23 protein-coding genes are annotated in these 21,461 nt (G+C 51.4%); 13 read left to right on the top strand and 10 right to left on the bottom strand.

Features of this window, described 5'->3' with window-relative positions; all coding sequences use genetic code 11:
* The first annotated feature begins 131 nt into the window (after positions 1–131).
* Entirely contained in the window at positions 132–770 is a 639-nt protein-coding gene (locus tag QLH52_RS16110) for a response regulator (RefSeq protein ID WP_171696012.1), read from the top strand.
* Positions 771–813: 43 nt separating this feature from the next.
* Here QLH52_RS16110 and QLH52_RS16105 read toward each other — a convergent pair whose 3' ends face one another.
* The 3 genes from QLH52_RS16105 to QLH52_RS16095 all read right to left on the bottom strand — a co-directional run bounded on the left by QLH52_RS16105 (position 814) and on the right by QLH52_RS16095 (position 3,557).
* Positions 814–1,719 (bottom strand): NAD(P)-dependent methylenetetrahydromethanopterin dehydrogenase, encoded by a 906-nt coding sequence (locus tag QLH52_RS16105; RefSeq protein ID WP_033155452.1) that lies wholly within the window; start codon positions 1,717–1,719, stop codon positions 814–816.
* Between the two features lie 48 nt (positions 1,720–1,767).
* Positions 1,768–2,676: an NAD(P)-dependent methylenetetrahydromethanopterin dehydrogenase gene (locus QLH52_RS16100; RefSeq protein ID WP_026603994.1), complete on the bottom strand. Its 909-nt coding sequence runs from the start codon at positions 2,674–2,676 to the stop codon at positions 1,768–1,770.
* 86 nt (positions 2,677–2,762) lie between these two features.
* Positions 2,763–3,557, bottom strand: coding sequence for an inositol monophosphatase family protein (locus tag QLH52_RS16095; protein ID WP_033155453.1), 795 nt, complete (start codon positions 3,555–3,557; stop codon positions 2,763–2,765).
* Positions 3,558–3,647: 90 nt separating this feature from the next.
* Here QLH52_RS16095 and QLH52_RS16090 point away from each other — a divergent pair, with 90 nt between their 5' ends.
* The 5 genes from QLH52_RS16090 to QLH52_RS16070 all read left to right on the top strand — a co-directional run bounded on the left by QLH52_RS16090 (position 3,648) and on the right by QLH52_RS16070 (position 7,342).
* Positions 3,648–4,373, top strand: coding sequence for an RNA methyltransferase (locus tag QLH52_RS16090; protein ID WP_205450802.1), 726 nt, complete (start codon positions 3,648–3,650; stop codon positions 4,371–4,373).
* Between the two features lie 4 nt (positions 4,374–4,377).
* Positions 4,378–5,130 (top strand): serine O-acetyltransferase, encoded by a 753-nt coding sequence (cysE, locus tag QLH52_RS16085; RefSeq protein WP_171696016.1) that lies wholly within the window; start codon positions 4,378–4,380, stop codon positions 5,128–5,130.
* A gap of 284 nt (positions 5,131–5,414) precedes the next feature.
* A complete protein-coding gene (iscR, locus tag QLH52_RS16080) occupies positions 5,415–5,900 on the top strand; it encodes a Fe-S cluster assembly transcriptional regulator IscR (RefSeq protein WP_319962231.1) in 486 nt (161 codons plus the stop codon).
* Positions 5,900–7,003 carry a cysteine desulfurase family protein gene (locus tag QLH52_RS16075; protein WP_319962230.1) on the top strand — a complete coding sequence of 368 codons (1,104 nt, stop codon included), beginning with the start codon at positions 5,900–5,902 and terminating at the stop codon, positions 7,001–7,003. The genes iscR and QLH52_RS16075 overlap by 1 nt, the downstream gene beginning before the upstream one ends.
* A 15-nt stretch (positions 7,004–7,018) precedes the next feature.
* The gene (locus QLH52_RS16070; protein ID WP_033155458.1) at positions 7,019–7,342 is read left to right on the top strand and encodes a HesB/IscA family protein; all 324 of its coding nucleotides are present in this window, start codon (positions 7,019–7,021) and stop codon (positions 7,340–7,342) included.
* 50 nt (positions 7,343–7,392) lie between these two features.
* Here QLH52_RS16070 and QLH52_RS16065 read toward each other — a convergent pair whose 3' ends face one another.
* On the bottom strand, positions 7,393–7,737 hold the full coding sequence (locus tag QLH52_RS16065) for an HvfA family oxazolone/thioamide-modified RiPP metallophore (protein ID WP_020485383.1): 345 nt from the start codon (positions 7,735–7,737) through the stop codon (positions 7,393–7,395).
* A 198-nt stretch (positions 7,738–7,935) separates the two neighbouring features.
* Here QLH52_RS16065 and def point away from each other — a divergent pair, with 198 nt between their 5' ends.
* From def to QLH52_RS16045, 4 genes are read left to right on the top strand one after another with little or no spacing between them, the layout of a single operon-like run.
* Positions 7,936–8,463 carry a peptide deformylase gene (def, locus tag QLH52_RS16060; protein WP_319962229.1) on the top strand — a complete coding sequence of 176 codons (528 nt, stop codon included), beginning with the start codon at positions 7,936–7,938 and terminating at the stop codon, positions 8,461–8,463.
* 11 nt (positions 8,464–8,474) lie between these two features.
* Positions 8,475–9,389: a quinoprotein relay system zinc metallohydrolase 2 gene (locus tag QLH52_RS16055; RefSeq protein WP_319962228.1), complete on the top strand. Its 915-nt coding sequence runs from the start codon at positions 8,475–8,477 to the stop codon at positions 9,387–9,389.
* A gap of 18 nt (positions 9,390–9,407) precedes the next feature.
* Positions 9,408–10,241: a quinoprotein dehydrogenase-associated SoxYZ-like carrier gene (locus QLH52_RS16050; protein WP_319962227.1), complete on the top strand. Its 834-nt coding sequence runs from the start codon at positions 9,408–9,410 to the stop codon at positions 10,239–10,241.
* The gene (locus tag QLH52_RS16045; RefSeq protein ID WP_319962226.1) at positions 10,241–10,579 is read left to right on the top strand and encodes a DUF2845 domain-containing protein; all 339 of its coding nucleotides are present in this window, start codon (positions 10,241–10,243) and stop codon (positions 10,577–10,579) included. The genes QLH52_RS16050 and QLH52_RS16045 overlap by 1 nt, the downstream gene beginning before the upstream one ends.
* 135 nt (positions 10,580–10,714) lie before the next feature.
* Here QLH52_RS16045 and QLH52_RS16040 read toward each other — a convergent pair whose 3' ends face one another.
* The 6 genes from QLH52_RS16040 to QLH52_RS16015 all read right to left on the bottom strand — a co-directional run bounded on the left by QLH52_RS16040 (position 10,715) and on the right by QLH52_RS16015 (position 16,466).
* Positions 10,715–11,617, bottom strand: coding sequence for an EAL domain-containing protein (locus QLH52_RS16040; RefSeq protein ID WP_033155464.1), 903 nt, complete (start codon positions 11,615–11,617; stop codon positions 10,715–10,717).
* A gap of 28 nt (positions 11,618–11,645) precedes the next feature.
* Positions 11,646–12,644: a sulfate ABC transporter substrate-binding protein gene (locus QLH52_RS16035; RefSeq protein ID WP_033155465.1), complete on the bottom strand. Its 999-nt coding sequence runs from the start codon at positions 12,642–12,644 to the stop codon at positions 11,646–11,648.
* Positions 12,645–12,714: 70 nt separating this feature from the next.
* Complete coding sequence (locus QLH52_RS16030; protein WP_129871427.1) at positions 12,715–12,945, bottom strand: hypothetical protein; 231 nt, start codon at positions 12,943–12,945, stop codon at positions 12,715–12,717.
* A complete protein-coding gene (locus QLH52_RS16025; RefSeq protein WP_319962225.1) occupies positions 12,942–13,670 on the bottom strand; it encodes a VPLPA-CTERM sorting domain-containing protein in 729 nt (242 codons plus the stop codon). The genes QLH52_RS16030 and QLH52_RS16025 overlap by 4 nt, the downstream gene beginning before the upstream one ends.
* A 526-nt stretch (positions 13,671–14,196) precedes the next feature.
* A complete protein-coding gene (locus QLH52_RS16020; RefSeq protein WP_033155467.1) occupies positions 14,197–15,699 on the bottom strand; it encodes a hypothetical protein in 1,503 nt (500 codons plus the stop codon).
* A gap of 365 nt (positions 15,700–16,064) precedes the next feature.
* Positions 16,065–16,466, bottom strand: coding sequence for a hypothetical protein (locus QLH52_RS16015; RefSeq protein ID WP_033155468.1), 402 nt, complete (start codon positions 16,464–16,466; stop codon positions 16,065–16,067).
* A 445-nt stretch (positions 16,467–16,911) separates the two neighbouring features.
* Between QLH52_RS16015 and QLH52_RS16010 the strand changes: the two genes are divergently transcribed.
* From QLH52_RS16010 to QLH52_RS16000, 3 genes are all read left to right on the top strand, one after another.
* Positions 16,912–17,298 (top strand): hypothetical protein, encoded by a 387-nt coding sequence (locus QLH52_RS16010; protein ID WP_101055002.1) that lies wholly within the window; start codon positions 16,912–16,914, stop codon positions 17,296–17,298.
* Between the two features lie 435 nt (positions 17,299–17,733).
* Entirely contained in the window at positions 17,734–19,629 is a 1,896-nt protein-coding gene (gene ftsH, locus QLH52_RS16005) for an ATP-dependent zinc metalloprotease FtsH (protein ID WP_033155470.1), read from the top strand.
* Positions 19,630–19,848: 219 nt separating this feature from the next.
* Positions 19,849–21,387, top strand: a complete 1,539-nt coding sequence (locus QLH52_RS16000) for a TolC family protein (RefSeq protein ID WP_033155471.1) — start codon at positions 19,849–19,851, stop codon at positions 21,385–21,387.
* Positions 21,388–21,461 lie beyond the last annotated feature (74 nt).

Genomic DNA, 21,461 nt, shown 5'->3' with positions numbered 1-21,461 from the left:
ATTTTAACGGCTAAACGCCAAAACCACGAATCAACGACGCTATTTGGGTCTATCCTACTCACTTTTAGCATTGCTGTTGTTGATGAAATTTGGGAAACTTGACCTGATATAAGCCCCAGAAAAAGGAAGTTATGATTAAAGTATTGCTGGTTGATGATCATGAGCTTGTCAGAAGCGGCATAGAAGCTTTGTTGGCAGCTGAAAAGGATATTGAGGTGGTCGCCGTCTGTAATTGTGGCGAGGAGGCTTTGCGGATTGTCGAACAAGAGCCGCCCGATGTCATTTTGATGGACATTAATATGCCCGGCATAGGCGGGTTTGAAGCGTGCCGGCGCATACTGCAATCGCAGCCATCGATTAAAATCATCGCCTTGTCGGTGCATAACGACGGCCCCATACCGCAACAACTGCTGAAATTGGGTGTGGTCGGCTTTGTATCCAAGGCTTCGCCGGTCAGCGAAATGGTGGCGGCAATTAAATCGGTAATTTCCGGTAAGCGCTATTTGTGCCAGGATGTGGCCAGTAATTTGGCTTTTCAGTTTTTGCCAGGCGCGGATGTCTCGCCTTTTTTACAGCTTTCCCAGCGTGAGGCTGAAGTAGTACGTCTGATTTTGCGCGGCAGGAGCATTCAGGAAATGTCGGAGGCTTTGCAACTGAGCGACAAGACTATCAATACCTATCGCTATCGCTTGTATCGCAAGTTGAATATAAAAAACGATGTGGAATTAACCAGGCTGGCGGTCAAATTTAATTATTTGGATGCCCTTTAAATAGCAGGGATGCGTGTTCGGCTAACGCACATCCCTGAAATACTTAGACCAAGGTGCGGGCTTTGGTAAAAGCTTCCCGAAAATCCAGAAATACCGGTTTCTCAGCTTCCAGCATCATTTTCAACAATTCGTGTTGTAACTGGTATTTAACATTCCCTATCGCCAGCGCGCCGACACCGACGGCATTAGTCGATTGATTTGCCAAGGTTAATGGTGCCGATAAATCGTTTAACTCTATGCCTTCTATACCTGATGGCGGTACGGCATTAACATCACCGGCTACTTTCAACTGCTTGGCTTGCGCCAGAACGGCCGCATTGATAACTCGAATACCGGCCTTTGCCGTGCAGAATACTAAGTCTGCATCGGCTATTAACGCGGCTTTTTCTTCGTCATTGCGGGCAACTCCGCCACTCATGGTGGCACCAAAACGCCGGTTGTATTGTTTGGCCGCGTCTTTTGCGGAATCTATTGATAGATGATCCACCAAGATTGTTTCCGCGCCTTGCAACGAGGCTATCACGCCGGTGGCGATGCCGACCGGACCGGTGCCGCCGAACACTACCGCTTTACTGCCCTTCAATTCCTTACCATGATGTTGTTTAAGCGCCTTTTCCACGCACGCCACCAAAGCTGCTGCGGTGGTGCAAGCGCCGCTCGGATCGGCAAATACTGAAACCTCAAACGGCGGCACCATGGCCGGCTTGGTGGCTTGCAACATATCGATCGCCATGCCCATATCCCTGCCGCCGATAAAGATTGCGGTTTTCTTACTGGCCGACGGACTACGCGAAAAAATCGCATCTTGGGTCAAATTGTGAATAGTCTCCAATTTAACGTTGGAATACGGCATCAGCACATCAAAGCCTGCGTCGAGTGCCATGTTAATGTCAAACGGACTGTTGTTTGGCATGGGGTCGAACATGTGAAGTATGCTGCGTTTTGCCATTTTTTACCTTACCCTCTGTGATAGGCAGACTTTGGGGAGCTTAGCTAATTACTTAGAAGATTTGATGAATTCGCGAGCGACTTCAAAAGCGTGTTCGAAATGTAAGAATAGCGGTTGATCGCTTTCCAGCATTCTTTTCAGCAAACGACTTTGCGCTTGGTATTTGATGTTGCCTATCGCTAGCGCGCCTATGCCTACCGCACCGCTGGTGGATCCGGCCAACGGTTTGCCGTTATCGAACGCATCCACACCGGCAATACCGGCCGGCGGCACCGCGTTGACATCAGCGGCTACTTTCAATTGCGCAGCTTGGGAGATTAATTCTGTGCTGAGCAATTCAATGCCGGCCGCACCCGTTGCAAAAACCACATCGGCGGTTTTCATGTATTCGGTCTTATCGGCGTCGGCGCCTGCCAGCACTGTAATTTTGCCATCGCCAAATTCTTCGCTGCATAGCTCTGCGGTGCGCTCGGCTTTATCGAGTTGCCTACCGATGATTCGGACTTTAGCGCCCGCTTGAGCGGCAATCACCGCAGCCGCTTGACCGACCGGACCAGTACCGCCCAAGGCGATCACGTTTTTACCTTCCAGCGTGGTGTCGAATTTTTCAGCCAGTTCTTTTTCAACTGCTGCGACCATGCCGGCTGCCGTGGTGAATGCGCCGCTAGGATCGGCGAATACCGATACTTCGAAAGGCGGGACCATGGAATTCTTGGCCATTTTCAACATATCCATTGCTTGCTTGGTCTCCCGGCCACCGATAAAGATGGCGGTGCGCAACAGACCTTTCGGGCTGCGCGAAAAAATAGCATCTTGGACCAAGCCCCTGACTTCGCTGGGTTCAACATTGATGTAGGGGATTGCTGAAATCCAGCCGGCGTCCATCGCCATATTGACGTCGAACGGGCTTAAGTTCTTGGCTGTAGTCAGCATGTGCAGGATAAAGGGTTTTTCCATGATGGCCTCTTATAATTTGATTAGCCGGTAAGTATAAAAGAAAAGGCAAGACGATAACAATTTTAGGCTAAATGCCGAATTGCGCATTATTTTAAGCGCGCCGGCACATGCGGCTCGATAGCGTGGTACATCAATTGATGCATCTTGGGGTTACCAACAATGATATTGCCGGATTGTAAGTATTTGTCGTTAAAGGAAAAATCTGTGGCGACACCACCAGCTTCCTGCACCAGCAACACGCCGGCAGCAATATCCCATTCCTTCACGCCGATTTCCCAGTACGCATCCAGACGACCGCAGGCCACGTAAGCCATGTCCAGTGCGGCGGCTCCGGCGCGGCGGATACCTGCTGAGTCGGCACAAACGGCTTTAAACATGCCCAAGTAGGGTTCGATATTTTCCATGGTTTTAAATGGAAAACCCGTGCCAATCAGGGCGCCGCGCATACTGCTTTGTTTGGTGACCCGGATTTTGCGATTGTTCAACATAGCGCCGCCGCCGCGTTCGGCAGTGAAAAGTTCGTCGCGGCTAGGGTCGTAAATCACACCCAACTCTAGTTTATTTTTGTTTTTTAGCGCTATAGACACGGCATATTGTGGAAAGCCGTGTAAAAAATTAGTGGTGCCATCCAAAGGGTCAATTATCCAGGTGTAGTCGTTACCTTTGTGTTCGCCGCTTTCTTCGGCCAGAATGCCATGGTCGGGAAATGCTGCGCGAATGACTTTGATAATTTCCTGCTCGGCGGCCCGATCAACCTCGGAGGCGTAGTCATTACGGCTTTTTTGATCGATAGTGAGTTTCTCGATATTTTGTGAAGAGCGTTGGATTAGGTCGCCGGCGTTCCGCGCTGCGCGGACGGCAATATTAAGCATCGGGTGCATAGATCGAATTGATAATGAGCAGTTAGAAAACTCGGATAGGATAGCAAATTTTGCTAGAATCGCTGCTTTTTTAGCCGCAGAGGCCGCGCATTGCTATCCCATTTTAAAGTGGTTTTAGTGGAGACTTCCCATCCCGGCAACATCGGTGCGGTGGCTAGAGCCATGAAAAATATGCAGATGGACCAACTGCGCTTGGTGTCTCCAAAAAGCTTTCCGCATGCCGATGCCACGGCCAGAGCGTCCGGGGCCGACGATGTACTTAGATCGGCAACTGTCTTCGATTCTTTACAAGATGCCATCGCCGATTGCCAGGTAGTATTGGGCTCCAGCGCACGCGATAGAACCATCAGCTGGCCAAGCTTGACTGCCAGGCAAACCGCCGAAAAATGGGTGGGTGCATTGCCGAAACAAAATATCGCCTTGGTGTTCGGCCGGGAAAATTCCGGTTTAAAAAACCATGAATTGGACTTATCTCATTATTTGTTGCGGATTCCGTGCAACACAGAATATAGCTCGCTGAACTTGGCGGCGGCAGTGCAAGTTGTGTGCTACGAGCTATTCGTCGCATCCGGCCAGGAAATGGTCAGCAATGTGGGCGATATGGGTGAAGAACCTCTGGCGACAGCCGAACAGATGGAAGCCTTTTATGTGCATCTCCATCAGACCATGGCGGATATTGGTTTTCTGCACCCGGAGCGTTCTAAATCAATCATGCGTCGCTTGCGGCGCATCTTTAATCGGACCCAGCTTGATACCAAGGAGCTGGATATCCTGAGGGGCATACTGCGCTTCTCGCAAAATCACAACGGCAAATAACCCCATGCTGGCCAGACTCAAAGAAGATATTAACTGCGTATTTGCCCGAGACCCGGCCGCGCAGTCGGCTTTTGAAGTGATAACCACCTACCCTGGCTTTCACGCCGTACTGATTCACCGTTGCAGCCACTGGTTATGGTTGCGTGGCTTTAGGTGGGCCGGTCGTTATGTATCGTTCTTGGGCCGGTGGTTAACCGGTATCGAAATTCATCCCGGCGCCCAAATCGGCCGGCGGTTCTTTATCGACCACGGCATGGGTGTAGTGATAGGTGAAACTGCCGTGATTGGGGACGATTGCACGCTATATCATGGCGTGACCTTGGGCGGCACCAGCTGGAACAAGGGCAAGCGTCATCCGACCCTGGGCAATGGCGTAGTAATAGGGGCTGGGGCCAAGGTGCTGGGACCGATTGAGGTCGGCGATGGCGCGAGAGTCGGTTCGAATTCAGTAGTAGTAAAATCGGTACCCATGGGAGTAACGGTAGTTGGGATTCCCGCACATATCGTCGACCCAAAAGCCAAACAAGAAAAAGCCCGGCGCGATGCAATGGCACAGAAAATGGGTTTCGACGCATACGGCGCCACGGGTGATATGCCGGATCCCATCGCCAATGCCATCAATCTGATGCTTGACCATATCCATCAGCTCGATAAACAAATAGCCGATATGCAACAGGTATTGAACGATGCCGGCATTAATTGCCATCGCCAGGCCATGTCGGCTTTGGATGATTGTGAAATTAAGGATAAGCAATAACGCTGTCAGGTATTTTCTGATAACAAACCCTCCAGCGCTTGTCATCTGAGTAACTCAAACTGAGTAGCGTTTGCTTTGAACTTCTTGCAGAGTCGCGAGATTTCAACCCCATCCCCAACGAGATCAAGCTGTAATCCGCTTGATCTGTCCTCAGAATTGAAAAATATGTGTTACAGATTGTCTGTGTTTAATACCTCAAGAACCACTTAAGATTGAATACTTGACCAAATTACTGGGTTTATTTATAGTCAGCATTATTTTCATTAGTTTGTAAGGGGTTTGAAATGCGGCTTACCACAAAAGGGCGTTACGCGGTCACCGCGATGCTGGATTTGGCTTTTCACAGTCAAGCCAACCCGGTGACTTTGACTGACATCGCGACTCGGCAAACCATTTCCCTGTCTTATCTTGAACAATTGTTTGCTCGTTTACGCAAGGCCGGCATGGTGAAAGGCGTTAGAGGGCCCGGCGGCGGTTACACACTTAGTCGTAGCGCCCGGGAAATTAATATTGCCGACATTATCGAAGCAGTCGACGAACCTGTCGATTCAACCAAATGCGGTGGTAAAGCCAATTGCCACAACGACGAGCCTTGCCTGACCCACGATTTGTGGATGGGCTTGAGCGAGCAAATTCGCGCTTACTTAAAAGAAATTAGTCTTGGACAATTACTGGAGCGCGATTTTGTCAGTGACGTGGCAAAAAGACAGAGCAAGCACGTGGAGCATGTCATTGAAATGCAACCCCGCCAGGAAAAGCGCATTGCTTAATGATCTACCTGGATCATAACGCCACTACCCGCTGCGATGAGCGGGTGGTGGAAGCGATGTTGCCGTACTTGCAGGGTATGTATGGCAATCCATCCAGTCTTTACAAGCTTGGTCGCATAGCCCGCAGTGCGATAGATACAGCCCGGGAACAAATCTCTGCACTTATCGATGCGCCAGCAGCAGGAATAGTTTTTACCAGCGGCGGTACGGAAGCCAACGCACAGGCACTGACAAATGCTCGCGGAGTGGGACTGGCTATTTCAACTATTGAGCACCCTTCCATTTTCGAAAACGCCGAATATCACCAGCAATGTTTCCGGCAATTGCAAACACTTGCGGTAGACGTTACGGGATCTGTGTCGCTAGCCTCGTTGCATCAAGCAAATTGGCATGCCGGTGATCTGGCATCGGTGATGTTGGCGAACAATGAAACTGGGGTTATTCAGGACGTTGCTGTCATCGCCGAACGTTTGGCTGCGCAAGGTGTCAACCTGCATACCGACGCAGTCCAGGCCCTGGGTAAAATACCATTTTCGTTCAGAAAACTGGGTGTTAAATTGATGAGTTTATCCAGTCACAAAATATACGGTCCAAAAGGCTGCGGGGCATTGGTCGTCGCAGAAGATTTTGTGCTCAAGCCCTGGCTGCGCGGAGGCGATCAACAGTATGGCTGGCGGGCCGGCACGGAAAATGTGGCGGCAATAGTGGGTTTTGGCAAAGCAGCCGAATTGGCTAAGGTGGAAATAGACGCAAGGCAAGCTCGCATGCTGGCGCTGAGAATGCGTTTGGAACAAGCTCTACACACCATTCCAGGCTTGGTGATATTTGCCGAACACGCCAAAAGATTGCCGAATACCGTGCAGTTTGGTATTCCCGGCATTAACGGCGAAATGTTATTAATGCAGTTGGATCAGCGCAATATCGCAGTTTCCAGCGGCTCCGCCTGTTCAGCATCGTCCGGCGAAATCAGCCCGGTGTTGACGGCTATGGGAGTGGAAGCTTCTTTGGCTAAATCGGCTATCCGCGTCAGTTTGGGTAAAGACAACCAAGAAACCGAAATCGATCAATTCGTCGATGTGTTAAAAACATTGATAGCAAATTAATTAGGAGAATTAGCAATGGCTATTACCGTGACCGAAAGTGCCGCCCGGCAAATCCAAAAACAGTTACAAAAGCGCGGCACAGGCTTAGGCTTGAGATTGGGCGTGAAAACCTCAGGATGCTCCGGGTACGCCTATGTGTTGGATTATGCCGATCAAGCCGAAGCCGATGAGGTGGTATTCGATCAACACGATGTAAAAGTACTGGTGAAACAGGCTGATCTGGATAAATTGAGCGGCATTGAGTTGGATTATGCCAAGGAAGGTTTTAACGAGGCCTTTAAGTTCAACAACCCCAATGTAAAAGGTACCTGCGGTTGCGGGGAGAGCTTTTCGGTTTAGCGTAAGAAACGCCGGCTTTCCTATTTAGATAAAGCCGGCGTCATCGGCGCTTATTTCATGTTAGCGCCGCAGTTTCCTTCCATTTTTTTGCCTTCAGCAGCTTTGTCCGCAGCTGGAGCAGCCGGTTTGTTACCAGCGCACTTGCCTTCGGTAGCAGCTTTGCTATCAGTGCTTTTTTTCATCATAGACGCGCCGCATTTCCCTTCTCCGCAAGAACCGTCTTTCATTTTATCGGCACCGGCTTCAGGTTTGGCTTCGGCAGTCAACATATAGCCTGAGCTCAACTCAGACAACGCAAACGGATTGCTATCGGCTTGAGCAAAATTGCCCGCCAGCGTTGGCAGCAGAGATGCGCCAATTGCAATGGCGAACGGGGTTTTGTTGATTTTCTTCATACTATCTCCTGTGGAAAAAACGAATTGTTCTAATAAGTGGTTTGCAACCGGAGCCCTGCATTTCCGGCAACTGGCCTGTTGTTAATATCACAAAAAAGCCTTCTAAAGTAAAGGCAGGAAGATTCTACCAATCGGCAGTATACTCTCGCCCGAAACGACTTATTTCCGCAACCTGCCTATACGCTATCCGGCACAACCATGACTTCGAAAACACCTATATTACAACTCGGAGCCGAGGTATTGCGGCAGCAGGCGCAGCCTGTTGACGACTTTGCCTGCCCGGAGTTCCATAAGCTGATTGAAACCCTTAATGAGACCATGCTGGAGGCTAATGGTGTCGGCATAGCCGCCCCGCAGTTGGGTGCTTCCCGGCAAATTTTGATCATCGCTTCCCGGCCGACAGCCCGTTATCCGCACGCCCCGGAAATGCCGCCAATTCTGATGGTCAATCCAAGTTTTAAAATTGTCGATAACTCATTGCATAAAGACTGGGAAGGCTGTTTAAGCGTGCCGGGTATCCGGGCGCTGGTGCCGCGTTACCGGGCTATCGAAGTGCAATATCAAGATCAGCAAGGTGAACCCCAGCGTTTGGCCTTGCAGGATTTTCCAGCCCGCGTCTTCCAACACGAGTTCGATCATCTATTGGGATTGGTCTATCTGGATAGGGTGGAAAATAACCAAGATATTATCGCCGAAACCGAATTTTTCAAACGCATTGCCGCATAGGAGCCAACTGAATGAAGTTTGTGTTGTTGTTAATGGGCCTATTGACCAGTTACAGCAGTGTGGCTGCGCCGCCGTTGTCTTTCAGCCAAGTGGCGCCGGGCATCTATCTGCATACCTCAGCACATCATTGGCCTGATCGAGATAATCACGGCGAGATTGCCAATATCGGCTTTATTGTTGGTGAGCGCTGCGTAGCGGTGATCGATAGCGGCGGCAGTCCACAACAGGGGGCCGCGTTGCGAAATACCATCAAGCAAGTGACCACCAAACCGGTTTGCTATGTGATCAACACCCATGTGCATCCCGACCATATCTACGGCAATATCGCTTTCAAGGAACCGGGCGTGCAGTTTGTCGGCCACCATAAGCTGGCGCGGGCCATGGCCACACGAGGCGACCATTATCTCGGTCGCGCGGCGGAATTGCTGGATATTCAAGTCAATCACGACAACATTATTCCGCCCGATATAGAGGTGAATGACAGCATGACCCTGAACATCGGTAATCGTGAATTGCTGCTGACCGCCCATCCCAGTGCGCATACCGATAACGATTTAAGCGTCTACGACAAGACCACCGATACTATGTGGCTAGCGGATCTGTTGTTTTTAGAGCATATCCCGGTGATAGACGGCAGCATCAAAGGCTGGTTGTCGGAGATGGCTCGCTTGGAGAAAAATCACTATAAATTAGTGGTGCCCGGCCACGGGCATTTGGTGAAAGATTGGCCGGCTAGTCTACAGCCGCAAAAAGCCTATTTGAATAGTCTGGCTACCGAAGTACGGACTATGATCAAACAGGGCAAAACCCTCGAGCAGGCTGTGAATACCGTCGGCCTGCCTGCTAAAAAAAATTGGCAGCTATTTGAACAATTCCACCGCAAAAACGTGACCATCGCGTTTGCCGAGCTGGAATGGGAAGATTAAACAAAGGAGATTAAAAGCATGCACAAACCTTATAACGCTATTTTTCTGCTGGCTTTAATGATTTTGCCGGCCATCGCGGTTGCCGAAGGTGACGACATTACTTGGAACACGGTTTTGAAAAGCCAGTTTTTCGCAGGTAAAAATATCGACGAATCCAATGCGGTTATCGAATTGGATGCCCCTTATCGGGCAGAAGATCCGGCGATTGTACCGGTTAAAGTCACCAGCAAATTTGCGCAAAGCAAAGATAAATACATCAAAAAAATCTGGCTGTTCGTCGATAAAAACCCGTTCCCATTTGTCGGTGAATTCGAGTTCTTTCCAGAGAGCGGCAAAGCCGATTTGGCTCTGCGAGTGCGCGTCAATACCTATAGCGACATTCGCGCGATTGCCGAAACCAATGACGGCAAGTTCAGCATGACCAAAAAATTTGTCAAAGCCAGTGGCGGCTGCTCGGCACCGATTGGTGCGGATCTGGATGAAGCCATGAAGCGGCTGGGCAAAGTTAAGTTTCGGCTCGACGACGGCATTCAAAGCGGCCAACCGGCTTTGACGCAATTAATGATCAGCCACCCCAACCTGACGGGTATGCAGATGGATCAAATGACCCGATTCATCCGAAAATCGCACTTTATCGATCAACTGAAAGTGACTTTTAACGACAAGCCCGTGCTTAACGCCAAAATCGATATTGCGATCAGCGCCGACCCTAATTTCCGCTTCTACTTTGTGCCGGATAAGGCCGGCGAGTTAAAAGCCGAATTTACCGATGTCTCCTGTGAATCGCCCACCAGCCGAAACGTCTGCAATAAAGGCGGCAGCTACTCGCAAAGTTATACGGTAAGCCCTTAATGACCCGTTCGCCAATCAGAGGCATTTTGTTGGGATTGGGCATGCTGGTAGTTGCCGGCGATGCGCTTGCGCTGCGCTGTGGACATAAACTGGTCCAGGTGGGTGACTATAAAGCCGAAGTCTTGGACAAATGCGGGGAACCGGATGCGGTCGAACAGCGCCGCGCAATCCGCGGCAGCCGCTTACGGCATCCCTACGGCGCCTTGGAGGTAGATCAATTTGAAGAGGTGCTGATCGAAGAATGGATTTACAACTTCGGGCCGCGCAAGTTTCAGCAGCTGCTGGAGTTTGAAGATGGGGAGTTGAAAAAAATCAGCAATTTGAGTTACGGATACTAAAGCGCAAGGTTTTCAGCCCTGACCCAACCTCAAAAAAAGCCCCCGCCGAGAAGGCGGGGTTAGCAGGATTGCCACAGGAGAGCACATTTCACCGGTTTTCGGTCAATCATCAAACTATCTTGCAGTCGTCGCACACTACATACCATGCTGGGCCGGCACACTGAAACTACCGAAATGCTGCGGTGCGCCAGGCATTAACGGATTCTCTTGCACGACCAGCTTTGGTTTTTGCCAGTGTCCGGCCGCAGCAGGCCGGCCCAGGAAATAACCTTGCAGCAATTTGCTGCCGGCATCCAAGGCAATATCCAGTTGCACCTCGTTTTCAATGCCTTCGATAATCGCTTGCGCGCCCAGGGCCTGGATGATTTCGATTAATTTCGGCAGCACCCGGCGAATCTTTGTATCGGTTTGCGCCTGATGGATGATGCTTAAATCCAGCTTCACAAAGCTGGGCGATAAGCGCCACAAGCGGTCCAGATTGGAATGCCGGCTGCCGAAGTTATCGATAGCCACCTGGAAGCCGCGGTCGCGGTAATTGTCCACCGCTTCCAGCAACTGTTGATCGGCTTCCACCGCGTTTTCCATGATCTCCAGCACCACCCTGGTGGTCGGCACCGAATGCAGATGCAAAATGTGCTCGAACACCTTGCCGTGCGTATTCACGCTAACCAGCAATTTGGGGTGCACGTTTAAAAACAGCAAGCCCTTGTCCGCCGGCAGATTCAGATAATTCAGCATGTGCAGGGTTCTAGCCACCCTATCCAGCTTCACCAATTTGCCTTGGTTATCCGCCCAACTAAACGCAAAATCCGGATCCACGGCTTCCAAGCCGGTGGAGGTGCGCAGCAAGGCTTCGTAGCCAAGCAATCCCTGGGATTTGCCGGCATCGAATATCGGTTGAAACTCGCTGCGCAATTTCAGGCCAATGAACCGGCTCAGTACTTCCTGTTGCTCGATTTCCAGTTTGAATTCGTCCAGATCGAGATACAAGGCCCGTTCCAGATCGTCACGGAGCAATTCGATGGTATTTTCCACCATGGCTACACCCTCCTCTGCCTAAACGTTCTTAGCGCCCGTAAATTTTGTCAAACACGCCGTTATCGTCGAAGTGTTCTTTTTGAATCAAGCCCCAGCCACCCAATTGACCTACGCTAACCAATTCCAAAGTCGGGAATTGTTTGGCGTATTTAGCTGCGATGTCTTTGTCGGTGGGCCGGTAGAAATTTTTGGCGATAATCTCTTGGGCTTCTTTGGTGTATAGATATTTCAGGTATTCGATCGCCAGATCCTGGTTACCATTCTTTTTCGCCACTGCTTCGATCACCGCGACCGGCGGTTCGGCCAGGATACTGAACGGCGGGGTGACGACTTCGAATTTATCGGCGCCGAATTCTTTGAGCACCAAATATGCTTCGTTTTCCCAGGTAATTAAAACATCGCCGATTTCGCGTTCGGCAAAAGTAGTGGTGGAGCCGCGCGCACCGGAGTCGAGTACCGGCACGTTTTTAAACAGCTTCTCCACGAAAGCCTTGGCGGCGTCCTTGCTGCCGTTTTTCTTTTCCGCGAACGCCCAAGCCGCCAGGTAGTTGTAGCGGGCACCGCCGGAGGTTTTCGGGTTGGGGGTGACGACGGACACGCCGTCCTTAATTAAATCGTCCCAGTTTTTGATAGCTTTGGGATTGCCCTTGCGCACCAAGAATACGATAGTCGAGGTGTACGGCAGGCTGTTGTTGGGCAGTTTGCTTTGCCAATCTTTGGGTAACAGATTGGCTTTCTCGTGAATTTGATCGATGTCGCCGGACAGAGCCAAGGTCACCACGTCGGCTTCCAGGCCGTCGATCACGGCGCGGGTTTGCTTGCCGCCGCCGCCGTGTGATTGCTGGACACTGACGTCTTCGCCGGTTTTGGTTTTCCAATATAGGGTAAACAGTTGGTTATATTCTTTATACAACTCGCGGGTCGGGTCGTAAGACACGTTCAGCAGGGTGCGTTCGGCCAGCGCATTGCCGCTGAGGGCCAGGGCGATGCCGAAGAGTAAGGGCTTGAAGGTATGGGTGAATCTCATGGGTACTCCTGAAAAAAAGTTATCGATCTGCTTGCGGCAAGCTGAATGTTGGTTGACCACGGGGCTTATGCTACGCAAAGCCGATAACCAACAAAAACGATATAATTAGAATTAAATATCTTATATTGCGATATTTAATTCCGGATACAGGCAACCCTGACGCATGGCCAGGTTCGCCGTAAACCAAGGTTTTCAGGAAAATTCCGGCAAAGCGGCGAGTAAGGCGTTCGCCGGCTTTGGTGCCATACCAGAACAAAAAAGCAGCGGGAAGCCCTAGCCTCCCGCCGATGAGCAAGGTCAAACCCCAGCTATCTTACGCCGCCCTACCGTCGCCAATCCGGCCAGCGCGCTGCCGAATAGCCATACAGCGCCGGGAATAGGCACTTGCGAGACAGTGATGGTATTGCCCACCAAGGAAAAATTCAGGGTATCGGAGCTCAAGGTGAGCCGATAGTCGCCGTGATCGCGGGCGGCAAGCCCGGTTGGTAAGGTCAAGTTATCGTTAGTATTGATACCGGCGACAGCTTCACTGGTCGATAAGGTGTAATCGGCCACCAGATATAAATAATTACCGGCCTGCAAGGTTACGTTAAATGCCGGATCGCGCAAGAAAAGGGAACCGTCCGCCGAACCGTCGGTGTTAGTCAAAATCGGCTGATTGCTGCTATCGGGGCAGTGATTGCCGTCGGAATCGTCGCAACGCGCCAACATATCGCCGGCATCCAGTAAGCCGTCATCGCGGTAGATATAAGTATCCGGATCCAGAAATGTAATTTCACCGTCGTTGTTCAGGTCGATTTCCTGGTAACCGGCGGTGGATGTTTGCTTTTGAGTGGCCTCATAAGCCAACACATCGACTTTGAAAGTACCTCCACTCAGCATATTGATTTTCCAAGTATCGTAAGTAGTGCCGCCGCTTACTTTATAAATGGTGCCTGACACTTGCAGTGTATTTGCTTGGGCCTCGGCAAAGAGCGCACACCCCGCCAATCCGGCGACACCGATTGATTTTATTAGTTTATTCACGATTACAACCTTTATGTTGATTGAAGTTAGAGCGCGTAGGGATCTTGATTTTAGGAGCCTCTAAAAATTCGCCGTTCCCACGTCTTTGAAAGCAGGTAGGCCGCGGCGTACTTAGTTTGCTAAGTCGCCTATAGAAACGAGTATGAATTATTGGAAGTCCTTCATCGTGTTAGCCGTTTCCACGCCTATGGCTAAGCACGGCGATCCCTATACAATATTCAGACCACAAAATATTTTTGTTTAAATACATAAAGATACGTAGATGACCAGTATTAATACGCGGTGAATTTTCCGTGAAATAACTTACGCACAAAGTTATTTGCCACAATTTATGCCCTTTGGGTATTTGCATAGGCATGACGGATATTCTGGTTTAGCTGAAGCCGCTTATTAACCCGGCCCTCAAATATCGTCGCTACCGCCAACGCGGGAATAGCGGAACCCGGTATTTTAAGGGTCTACTGAATAAGGCAAAGAGAGGGAGCGCAGCCGCTGATGAAAACTGCTTGGGCAGAGGTTCATTCAATCAGAAAACTTCGGTATTACATCGTTTCCCGCGCACCAGCCAGCCAAACCCGCCGAGTACGGAAAGAAACAGGGAAAACGCCCCCGGCAAAGGCACAGGTGCCGATTGCAGCGGGCTCATATGCCAAGCCAACGCATAATCCCAACTGAACGGACTGGCTTCGCCGGATTTGACCCGCAATTCGTAGTCATGACCGGTGACCAATCTAAGCCACAGGTTCTCGCTGTTGTCGGCGCTGCTCGCCGAGAAAGCGGCGATATTTTGCGCCGTGGCGTCGAATAACTCCAGATTCAGATCGTATAAAGTGGTTGTTAGATTCAGATCGTTCGATACCCCAAGATTCCAAACCAAAGACGCCTGCAAATTCAAAGCCGTCGCGGCGGCGAATTTGTATGTCGCCAAACTATTACTAGCCAAGCCGCCGAACGCCGTATCGACATCGAATCCAGCCAAGCCGATGCCGTTTGCAGCACCGCCATCTTCCAGGCTATCTTGTTCGCCACCGGCGATGATTTGGTAACTATGCAAAATATTCAGTTGGCCGGCACCGAATCTATCGTCCAGGCCGTTCAGTGTTTGATGCCCGCTGCTACGATAGTCGACGATGTTGTCCGTGGTTGAAGTATTCTGCGTCGCTCTGTCGGCACCCGCCAGCAACGCAGCTTTAACGGTTTCGGCGCGTTCAGCGTTGTAAACGGTTCCCACGCCCTCGATATTAATCGATCCCTGCGATAAATTAGCCCCACCCTTATGGCCGGTCTCAACTAATAACGCGGCAGCAGCGGCTACTATGGGTGTGGCTCCGCTAGTGGTGGTTTGCGGCGCCACTAAATCGGGGCGCGTCCGCCCCGATATATATAACGAGTCGACCGCATCGGATCCTCTATCCTGCCTACCGTCCGTGCGCCCTACCGCAATTGCATTGTAAGCGCTGCCCAACAGCGGCGAGTCGCTGAGGCTATTGTGCATACCAACCACTTGGATGAATTGGTTGCGCTGCACCTGTCGATCAACCAAACGCAGAATCATCGCCGTTTCCGGCACGGTATCGCCTTTGCCGACCCAGCTATGGTTGGCAATCCGACTGGCGTTGAAGGGAGCCAAGGCCGTCGGACTAATCAGACTATCGATCCAGGCGTTGGCATCATAACTGGCAATGTTGCCGATGCCGTTGGCAATGGAATCCTTACCGTAAAATCTGGCACCGACGCTGTCAGCATGTCCCGATGGTGCGGTACTGGCTTTTTTTCCCGGAAAACTGAACGTCTTACCGGCGAATTGGGTGTTACGAATATTCGGCGCATAGATGGGGTAATCCGAGTGATCCCGCGATTCGACTAATGACGCTTCGGCGTGAACCACATTGACACCAGCGCCGGTCGGCGTGTTTGCACCTAATTGCGTGAGCAAGGCTTGATAGCCGATGTCGGCTTTGTAATCAGCGGCGGCAGCGGATGTGAAAAACAACATCGGAAACAGATAAAACCCAGGCTTTTTAGTCATTGTTATCACCCTTTTAATCGCTTGAACTGCGGTCAACGCTATCCGGTCGTTCCGAAAATTACCGCGCAGCAAGCGGGATAAAACTGGCCGTCCGACTCGTGGCGATACCGGAATGAGGCGCCACACTGAGCGCATCTAACGTCCCAGCACTGGATATGCCGGTCAATCGCAACTATAGACCAGATACCAAGTCTTGCCGGATGCGCGTTGTTCGTTGATTTTGGTGATTACAGCATTCCGGAAGGGAAGGCTCTGAATGCCCGGTGTAGATTATTCCTAACCTTGGAAATCGCGGCGGCCGCATGAAGAATGGGACTCCCGCCTGCGCGGGAGCGACGATGTTTGACGGCCGAATTAATTAGCGATTAATGAATGCGAATCAGATAGCCGTCGGTTTTTTCACAACCGGGTTTGCTGTGGGCGGTAATACTCAAGCGCGCAAATCCACCTTCTATAGGTCTATCCACTTTGCCCTTTATCTCCAAGCGGCCGCTAGGTTGTTGGGTGATTTGCAGTTGCTTTGAGGTGAAATGGTATTTGGTTTCGCCGGCACTCACGTTAACCACCACCGATGTCAGTGTGGTGTTCGCGGAAGCCATCAACGAAAACTCGCTGAACGATTGCAAATATTTATTGGTTGCCGGCTGAAACTCCGAAAACACCGGTTTATCGCAGTGCTGAGAACTCTGGCTGCTGCCGTAGGCATGTGCCGCAGTGCCGCTCAAACTCAACAAAGTGGCAGCAGCAATTTTTAATACCATGATCATTATTTTCTCCGAGGCGTGGTTATAAGAATAGTTATACCCTTAGCTTACCAATAAAACCGCACATTGCTGGCGTTCAATTCAATCAAGCAAACGCCAGTGCCCCCTTTACGGCTGGCAAGCTTATGCATACTCAATTATAAACCCGGCCCTATTTAACACGGGTACACCGTTCGGACTGAGCGCTTCAAAGCCTTATGCCGCGCGTCCTTCGACACACTCAGCCCGAACAATATTTAAGATTCGGGGCAATAAAAAGTGTGACGAAAAGCACACATATAGTTCTTATGAAAACAAATTAAGTTCTAATCAGAACCATAGTCTGATAGACTTTACCCACACTATCAATTGAAACGAAGCTCTCGAAACATAAGTTCGTTTTGATCCTGAAGTGCCGAGGCGCAAGCCGCTATCGATTTATTTTTTCTGGTTTACCGAGGCTAACATCATGATGTCATGCAAAAAATTCATAACTTTTTCTATCGCAATCTCACTTATCAGCGCGCTGAGTTTTCCGGTCTCCGCGGCGACTTTTAGCCACGAAGAAGTAAGAGCCGCTCTGGAAAGCACCATTTCCAAAGTCAAAGCGTCCATCTCCGCAGTAGAAAACGGCGCAGACAAAGAAACCGTAGCCGAGCTGGTCAGCCATGCCAAGCAACAGCAAAAAGACATCGAGAACAACGATCTCGAAGTCAAACGCCAGCATGCCGGCAAACGCCTGAATACCGCATGGAAAGCAGCCCGCGGCGGCGATTTGCAATTGGCCGGCGAATCCTTGAAAGACGCTTTAAGTCGCTACGAGGAAATGCACACGCTTTATATTTCCAGCCATTAAGCCGCGTAAAACCGCCGGTTGAGCCACGCCTCAAAGGGCCGAGCGGCGCACAAAATCGGGGCGTTTTGTGTACAAATTGGACACAGGCTAGAGCATTGTAGGGCTAAAGCTGTATGTAAAGACTGCCATTTACGACCCGCATTGCGGATAACGCCGGCGCATTTGATGCGCGTGCGTCGGCCTTGGACCTATGGACCAAGCGTTTTCTTACCTCCGAAAAGAAAAACGTGACAGTTAACTTGTTCGCCAACTGGCGAAGCGGTGATGCGGGTCTTTTTTATATCGAATTAATGGCGCAAAAGTTGCTGATTTTTTTATGTCGAACCAGGGTTCTCTATTCTCGCCTGGCTCGATGCGGCAAACGTCCGTGCACCAACCCAAGTCTTGCCGAAGCGTATCACTTGAACCTTGCATCCTAAACAGGAGATCGCAATCATGAAAAAGCTCTTCATCGCTCTATCCATAACCGTTGGCATTGCTATCTTGATGTTCGCGGTATTCAATCCCAGACTGTCTTCCTACAATTCGCAAAACGACATTTCCTATTCCGATTTCATCAAGGATGTGCGCAGCAAATCCGTTGCCGAAGTAGTGATCGACGGCAGATCCATCGACGGCCGCCGCCATAACGGCACCCGCTTTGCCACTTACAACCCTGGTGATGCGCGGATCATAGACGATCTTTTGGAATATGACGTCAAGATCAAAGTCGAGCGGCCTGAGACGCAGTCCACCCTGACGCAACTGTTATTCTCTTGGGCCCCCACTTTGCTGCTGATCGGGGTATTGATCTATTTCATGCGTAAGCAGCAACAGGGTGCCGGCGCGCAAAACGGCTTTGGTAAAAGTCGGGCCAAATTGATGACTGAAGATCAAGTTAAGATACGTTTCAATGATGTGGCCGGCGCCGAGGAAGCCAAACAGGACGTGGCTGAAATGGTCGATTTCCTGAAAGATCCGGGCAAATACGAAGCTTTGGGCGGCAAAATTCCGCGCGGCGTGTTGATGGTGGGCCCTCCCGGTACCGGTAAAACCCTACTGGCTCGAGCGATTGCCGGCGAGGCTGGCGTACCGTTCTTTTCCATCTCGGGTTCCGACTTCGTGGAAATGTTCGTCGGTGTCGGCGCCTCCAGGGTGCGCGACATGTTTGAGCAAGCTAAAAAGCGCGCGCCCTGCATTATCTTTATCGATGAAATCGACGCCGTCGGTCGCCAGCGCAGTAGCGGCGGTAATATCGGCGGCGGCGAAGAACGCGAACAAACTCTTAACCAGTTATTAGTGGAAATGGACGGCTTCAGCGGCAACGAAGGGATTATCGTCATCGCCGCGACCAACCGGGTCGATGTGCTGGACAAAGCTTTGCTGAGGCCGGGCCGTTTTGATCGCCAAGTGCAAATCGGCTTGCCCGACATCAAAGGCCGCGAACAAATTCTCAAAGTCCACGCCACCCGCGTTCCCTTGGCGGACGATGTGAATATCACCGACCTGGCGCGCGGCACACCGGGTTTTTCTGGCGCCGAACTGGCCAATCTGATTAACGAAGGCGCCTTGTTCGCTGCCCGTAACAACCAACGGGAAGTGACGATGCACAACCTGGACAGCGCCCGCGACAAAGCCATCATGGGTGCCGAGAAACGCACCATGATCATGAGTCGCGAGGATTTGCTGATGACGGCCTACCATGAAGCCGGCCACGCCATCGTCGGCCGTTTGATGCCTGAGCACGACCCGGTTTACAAAGTCAGTATCATGCCGCGCGGCGGCGCGCTGGGCATTACCATGTTTCTGCCGGAACACGACCAATACAGTGCCTGCAAAGATAAACTGGAGGGCCAAATTTCCAGCCTGTTCGGCGGTCGGATTGCCGAGGCTTTAATTTACGGCAAAAACAAAGTTACCACCGGCGCCTCAAACGACATTCAGCGTGCTACTCAATTGGCCCGGAATATGGTGACCAAGTGGGGCTTATCCGATCGCCTGGGCCCCATGGATTGCGGCGACAACGACAGCGGATTTATGGGTTCAACCAAACCGATGTCCGAGCAAATGGCCCGCCTGATCGATCATGAAATCAGACAAACCCTGGCGAATAACTACAGACGCGCCGAAGCCATCCTGAAATCGCATATGGATATTCTGCACAATATGGCGCAAGCCTTGCTGGATTGGGAGACGCTGGACAAATATCAGATCGACGAATTAATGCAGGGCCGCAAGATCGCACCGCCCAAGGCAGCCCAGCCGGCAAAACGGCACTCCGACAACGGCAAATTGCCCAGGCCGACGACTGAAACGGTAGCTCCTATCGGCAAAATAGCGGCTTTGTCGTGATCTCAAGATCTGACATACCCTTCGCACAGCAAATTTCGGCAGATTCTCTCCCTCCCCGCCGGCAGGGGGTGGGCGAGGGATTAAAAAGCCGAAATTTGACGTGCGACGACTTTATAAAACTTAACTAAACAAATGAACTGTTTCTCGCCGGCCCCCAATAAATGATAGAGTCGGGTTTAAAGAATACAGCAATGGCCAGGGGATTTTTTCCAAATTAGAGTGATTCGACAACCCAATAAACGCTTGAAAAAATTCGTTTCCAATTCGGCAATATTGGCGTACTTAGCGCCAAGCTATCGCAACGCGGCGATTGCAACATTGACAGTGTTGACAGCCTGCAGCGTGCCGACGCCGCTACCGCATGCAGAAAACACTCCGCCAGTCCCTGCCCAGTCGGCTGTATCTTGGCGCGCTTATCAAACCCAAAACCGGCCGCCAGCACCTGATACATCCAGTCCCAGCGCTGTGGACGCCGGAATCGATACCCAACAAACCTACGATTTACCGGCCTTGGTGGATTTGGCTTTACGCACCCATCCGGAAACCCGGATTAGCTGGGAGGAAGCAAAAGCCGCTGCCGCGCGCCTGGAAAGAAATCGCAGTACCTGGTATCCAACGCTAACGGCAATGGCCTTTGGTCAGCATTTTACCAGCAGCTTTCCCATCCCCGGCAGCGCGCTGGTCAGCAACGGCTACGCGGCTCTCGCCAGCCTGGATTTGGCATGGACCTTATTCGATTTCGGGCGCCGGGAGGCACTGGTCGATGCCGGTACGGAGCGTCTGAGCGCGGCGAATTTTGCCTTCGACCGTAAACACCAGGAAATTGCCTATCGGGTGGCCAGCAGTTTTTTTGCCTATCAGGCCGCCTTGGCCAAGGTGACGGCGGCGCAGCAAACGTTCGAGTCGGCCAAGACCAACGCCGATTCAGTGCAAGCCAAACTCAAACAAGGCCTGGCCACCAAACCCGATCTGTTGTTGGCCTTACAAGAGCAGGCAAAATCCAGTTATGACTTGCAAGATGCGCGCGGCTCGGTGACTCAGGCACGCGCCGATTTGACCAATAATTTGGGTATTTCGCCGGCATACAGCCTGCATCTGGTTGACCTGAGCCAGTTGCCCTTACCCGCCGAACTGGCGCAATCGGTGGAAAAAATCGTCGATCAGGCCTTGGAACAGCGTCCGGATTTGCTGGCGCGCCTCGCCGAATTGCGCGCTCGCGAAGCGGAAGTTAAAAAAGCCAGAGCGGAATTCTGGCCGAAAATATCGTTACGCGGCATGGTCGGTAATCAATATTGGGGCGACGTGCATACCAAGCCGAGCGGCGGAGAGAATTATTCCGCCAACGCCATGGTCGATACGGCCATGTTGAATGTGGAATGGACCTTGTTCGACGGTTTTGAACGCAGCAATGCGGTGCGGGAAGCCGAGGCCAAAAGGTCGGCATCCCAAGCCCAGTTGGAGGCCTTGCGTCTGGAAATCATGCGCGACATCTGGAAAGCCTACGCCGACACCAAAACCGCGCTGGAAAAGCGCGAGTTTGCGTTGGCGCTGTTGAAAGCCGCCAAAGAGTCCTATGCCGCCACCCAGGAATCCTATACACACGGCTTTTCGACGGTAATCGAACTGTTATCGGCGCAAAAAGATCTGGCGCGGGCCCGCTTTACCGAAATCGACAGTCGTGCGGGCTTATTGCGGTCCGCCGCGACACTGGTTTATGTGTCAGGCAAGCAAAACCAGGACGTGTCAAATGAGCCTTAAACGGCCGTCTTTCATGACCACACAGCCAGTAACCCCAAACCCATGCGCCGGGATGGTCTTGAGCATGAATGAGC

Source organism: Methylomonas defluvii, assembly GCF_033949435.1.
In the GTDB taxonomy this organism is placed as follows: Bacteria; Pseudomonadota; Gammaproteobacteria; order Methylococcales; family Methylomonadaceae; genus Methylomonas; species Methylomonas defluvii.
The sequence above is the reverse complement of the archived record's forward strand: the minus strand, read 5'-3'. Positions and strand labels throughout refer to the sequence as shown.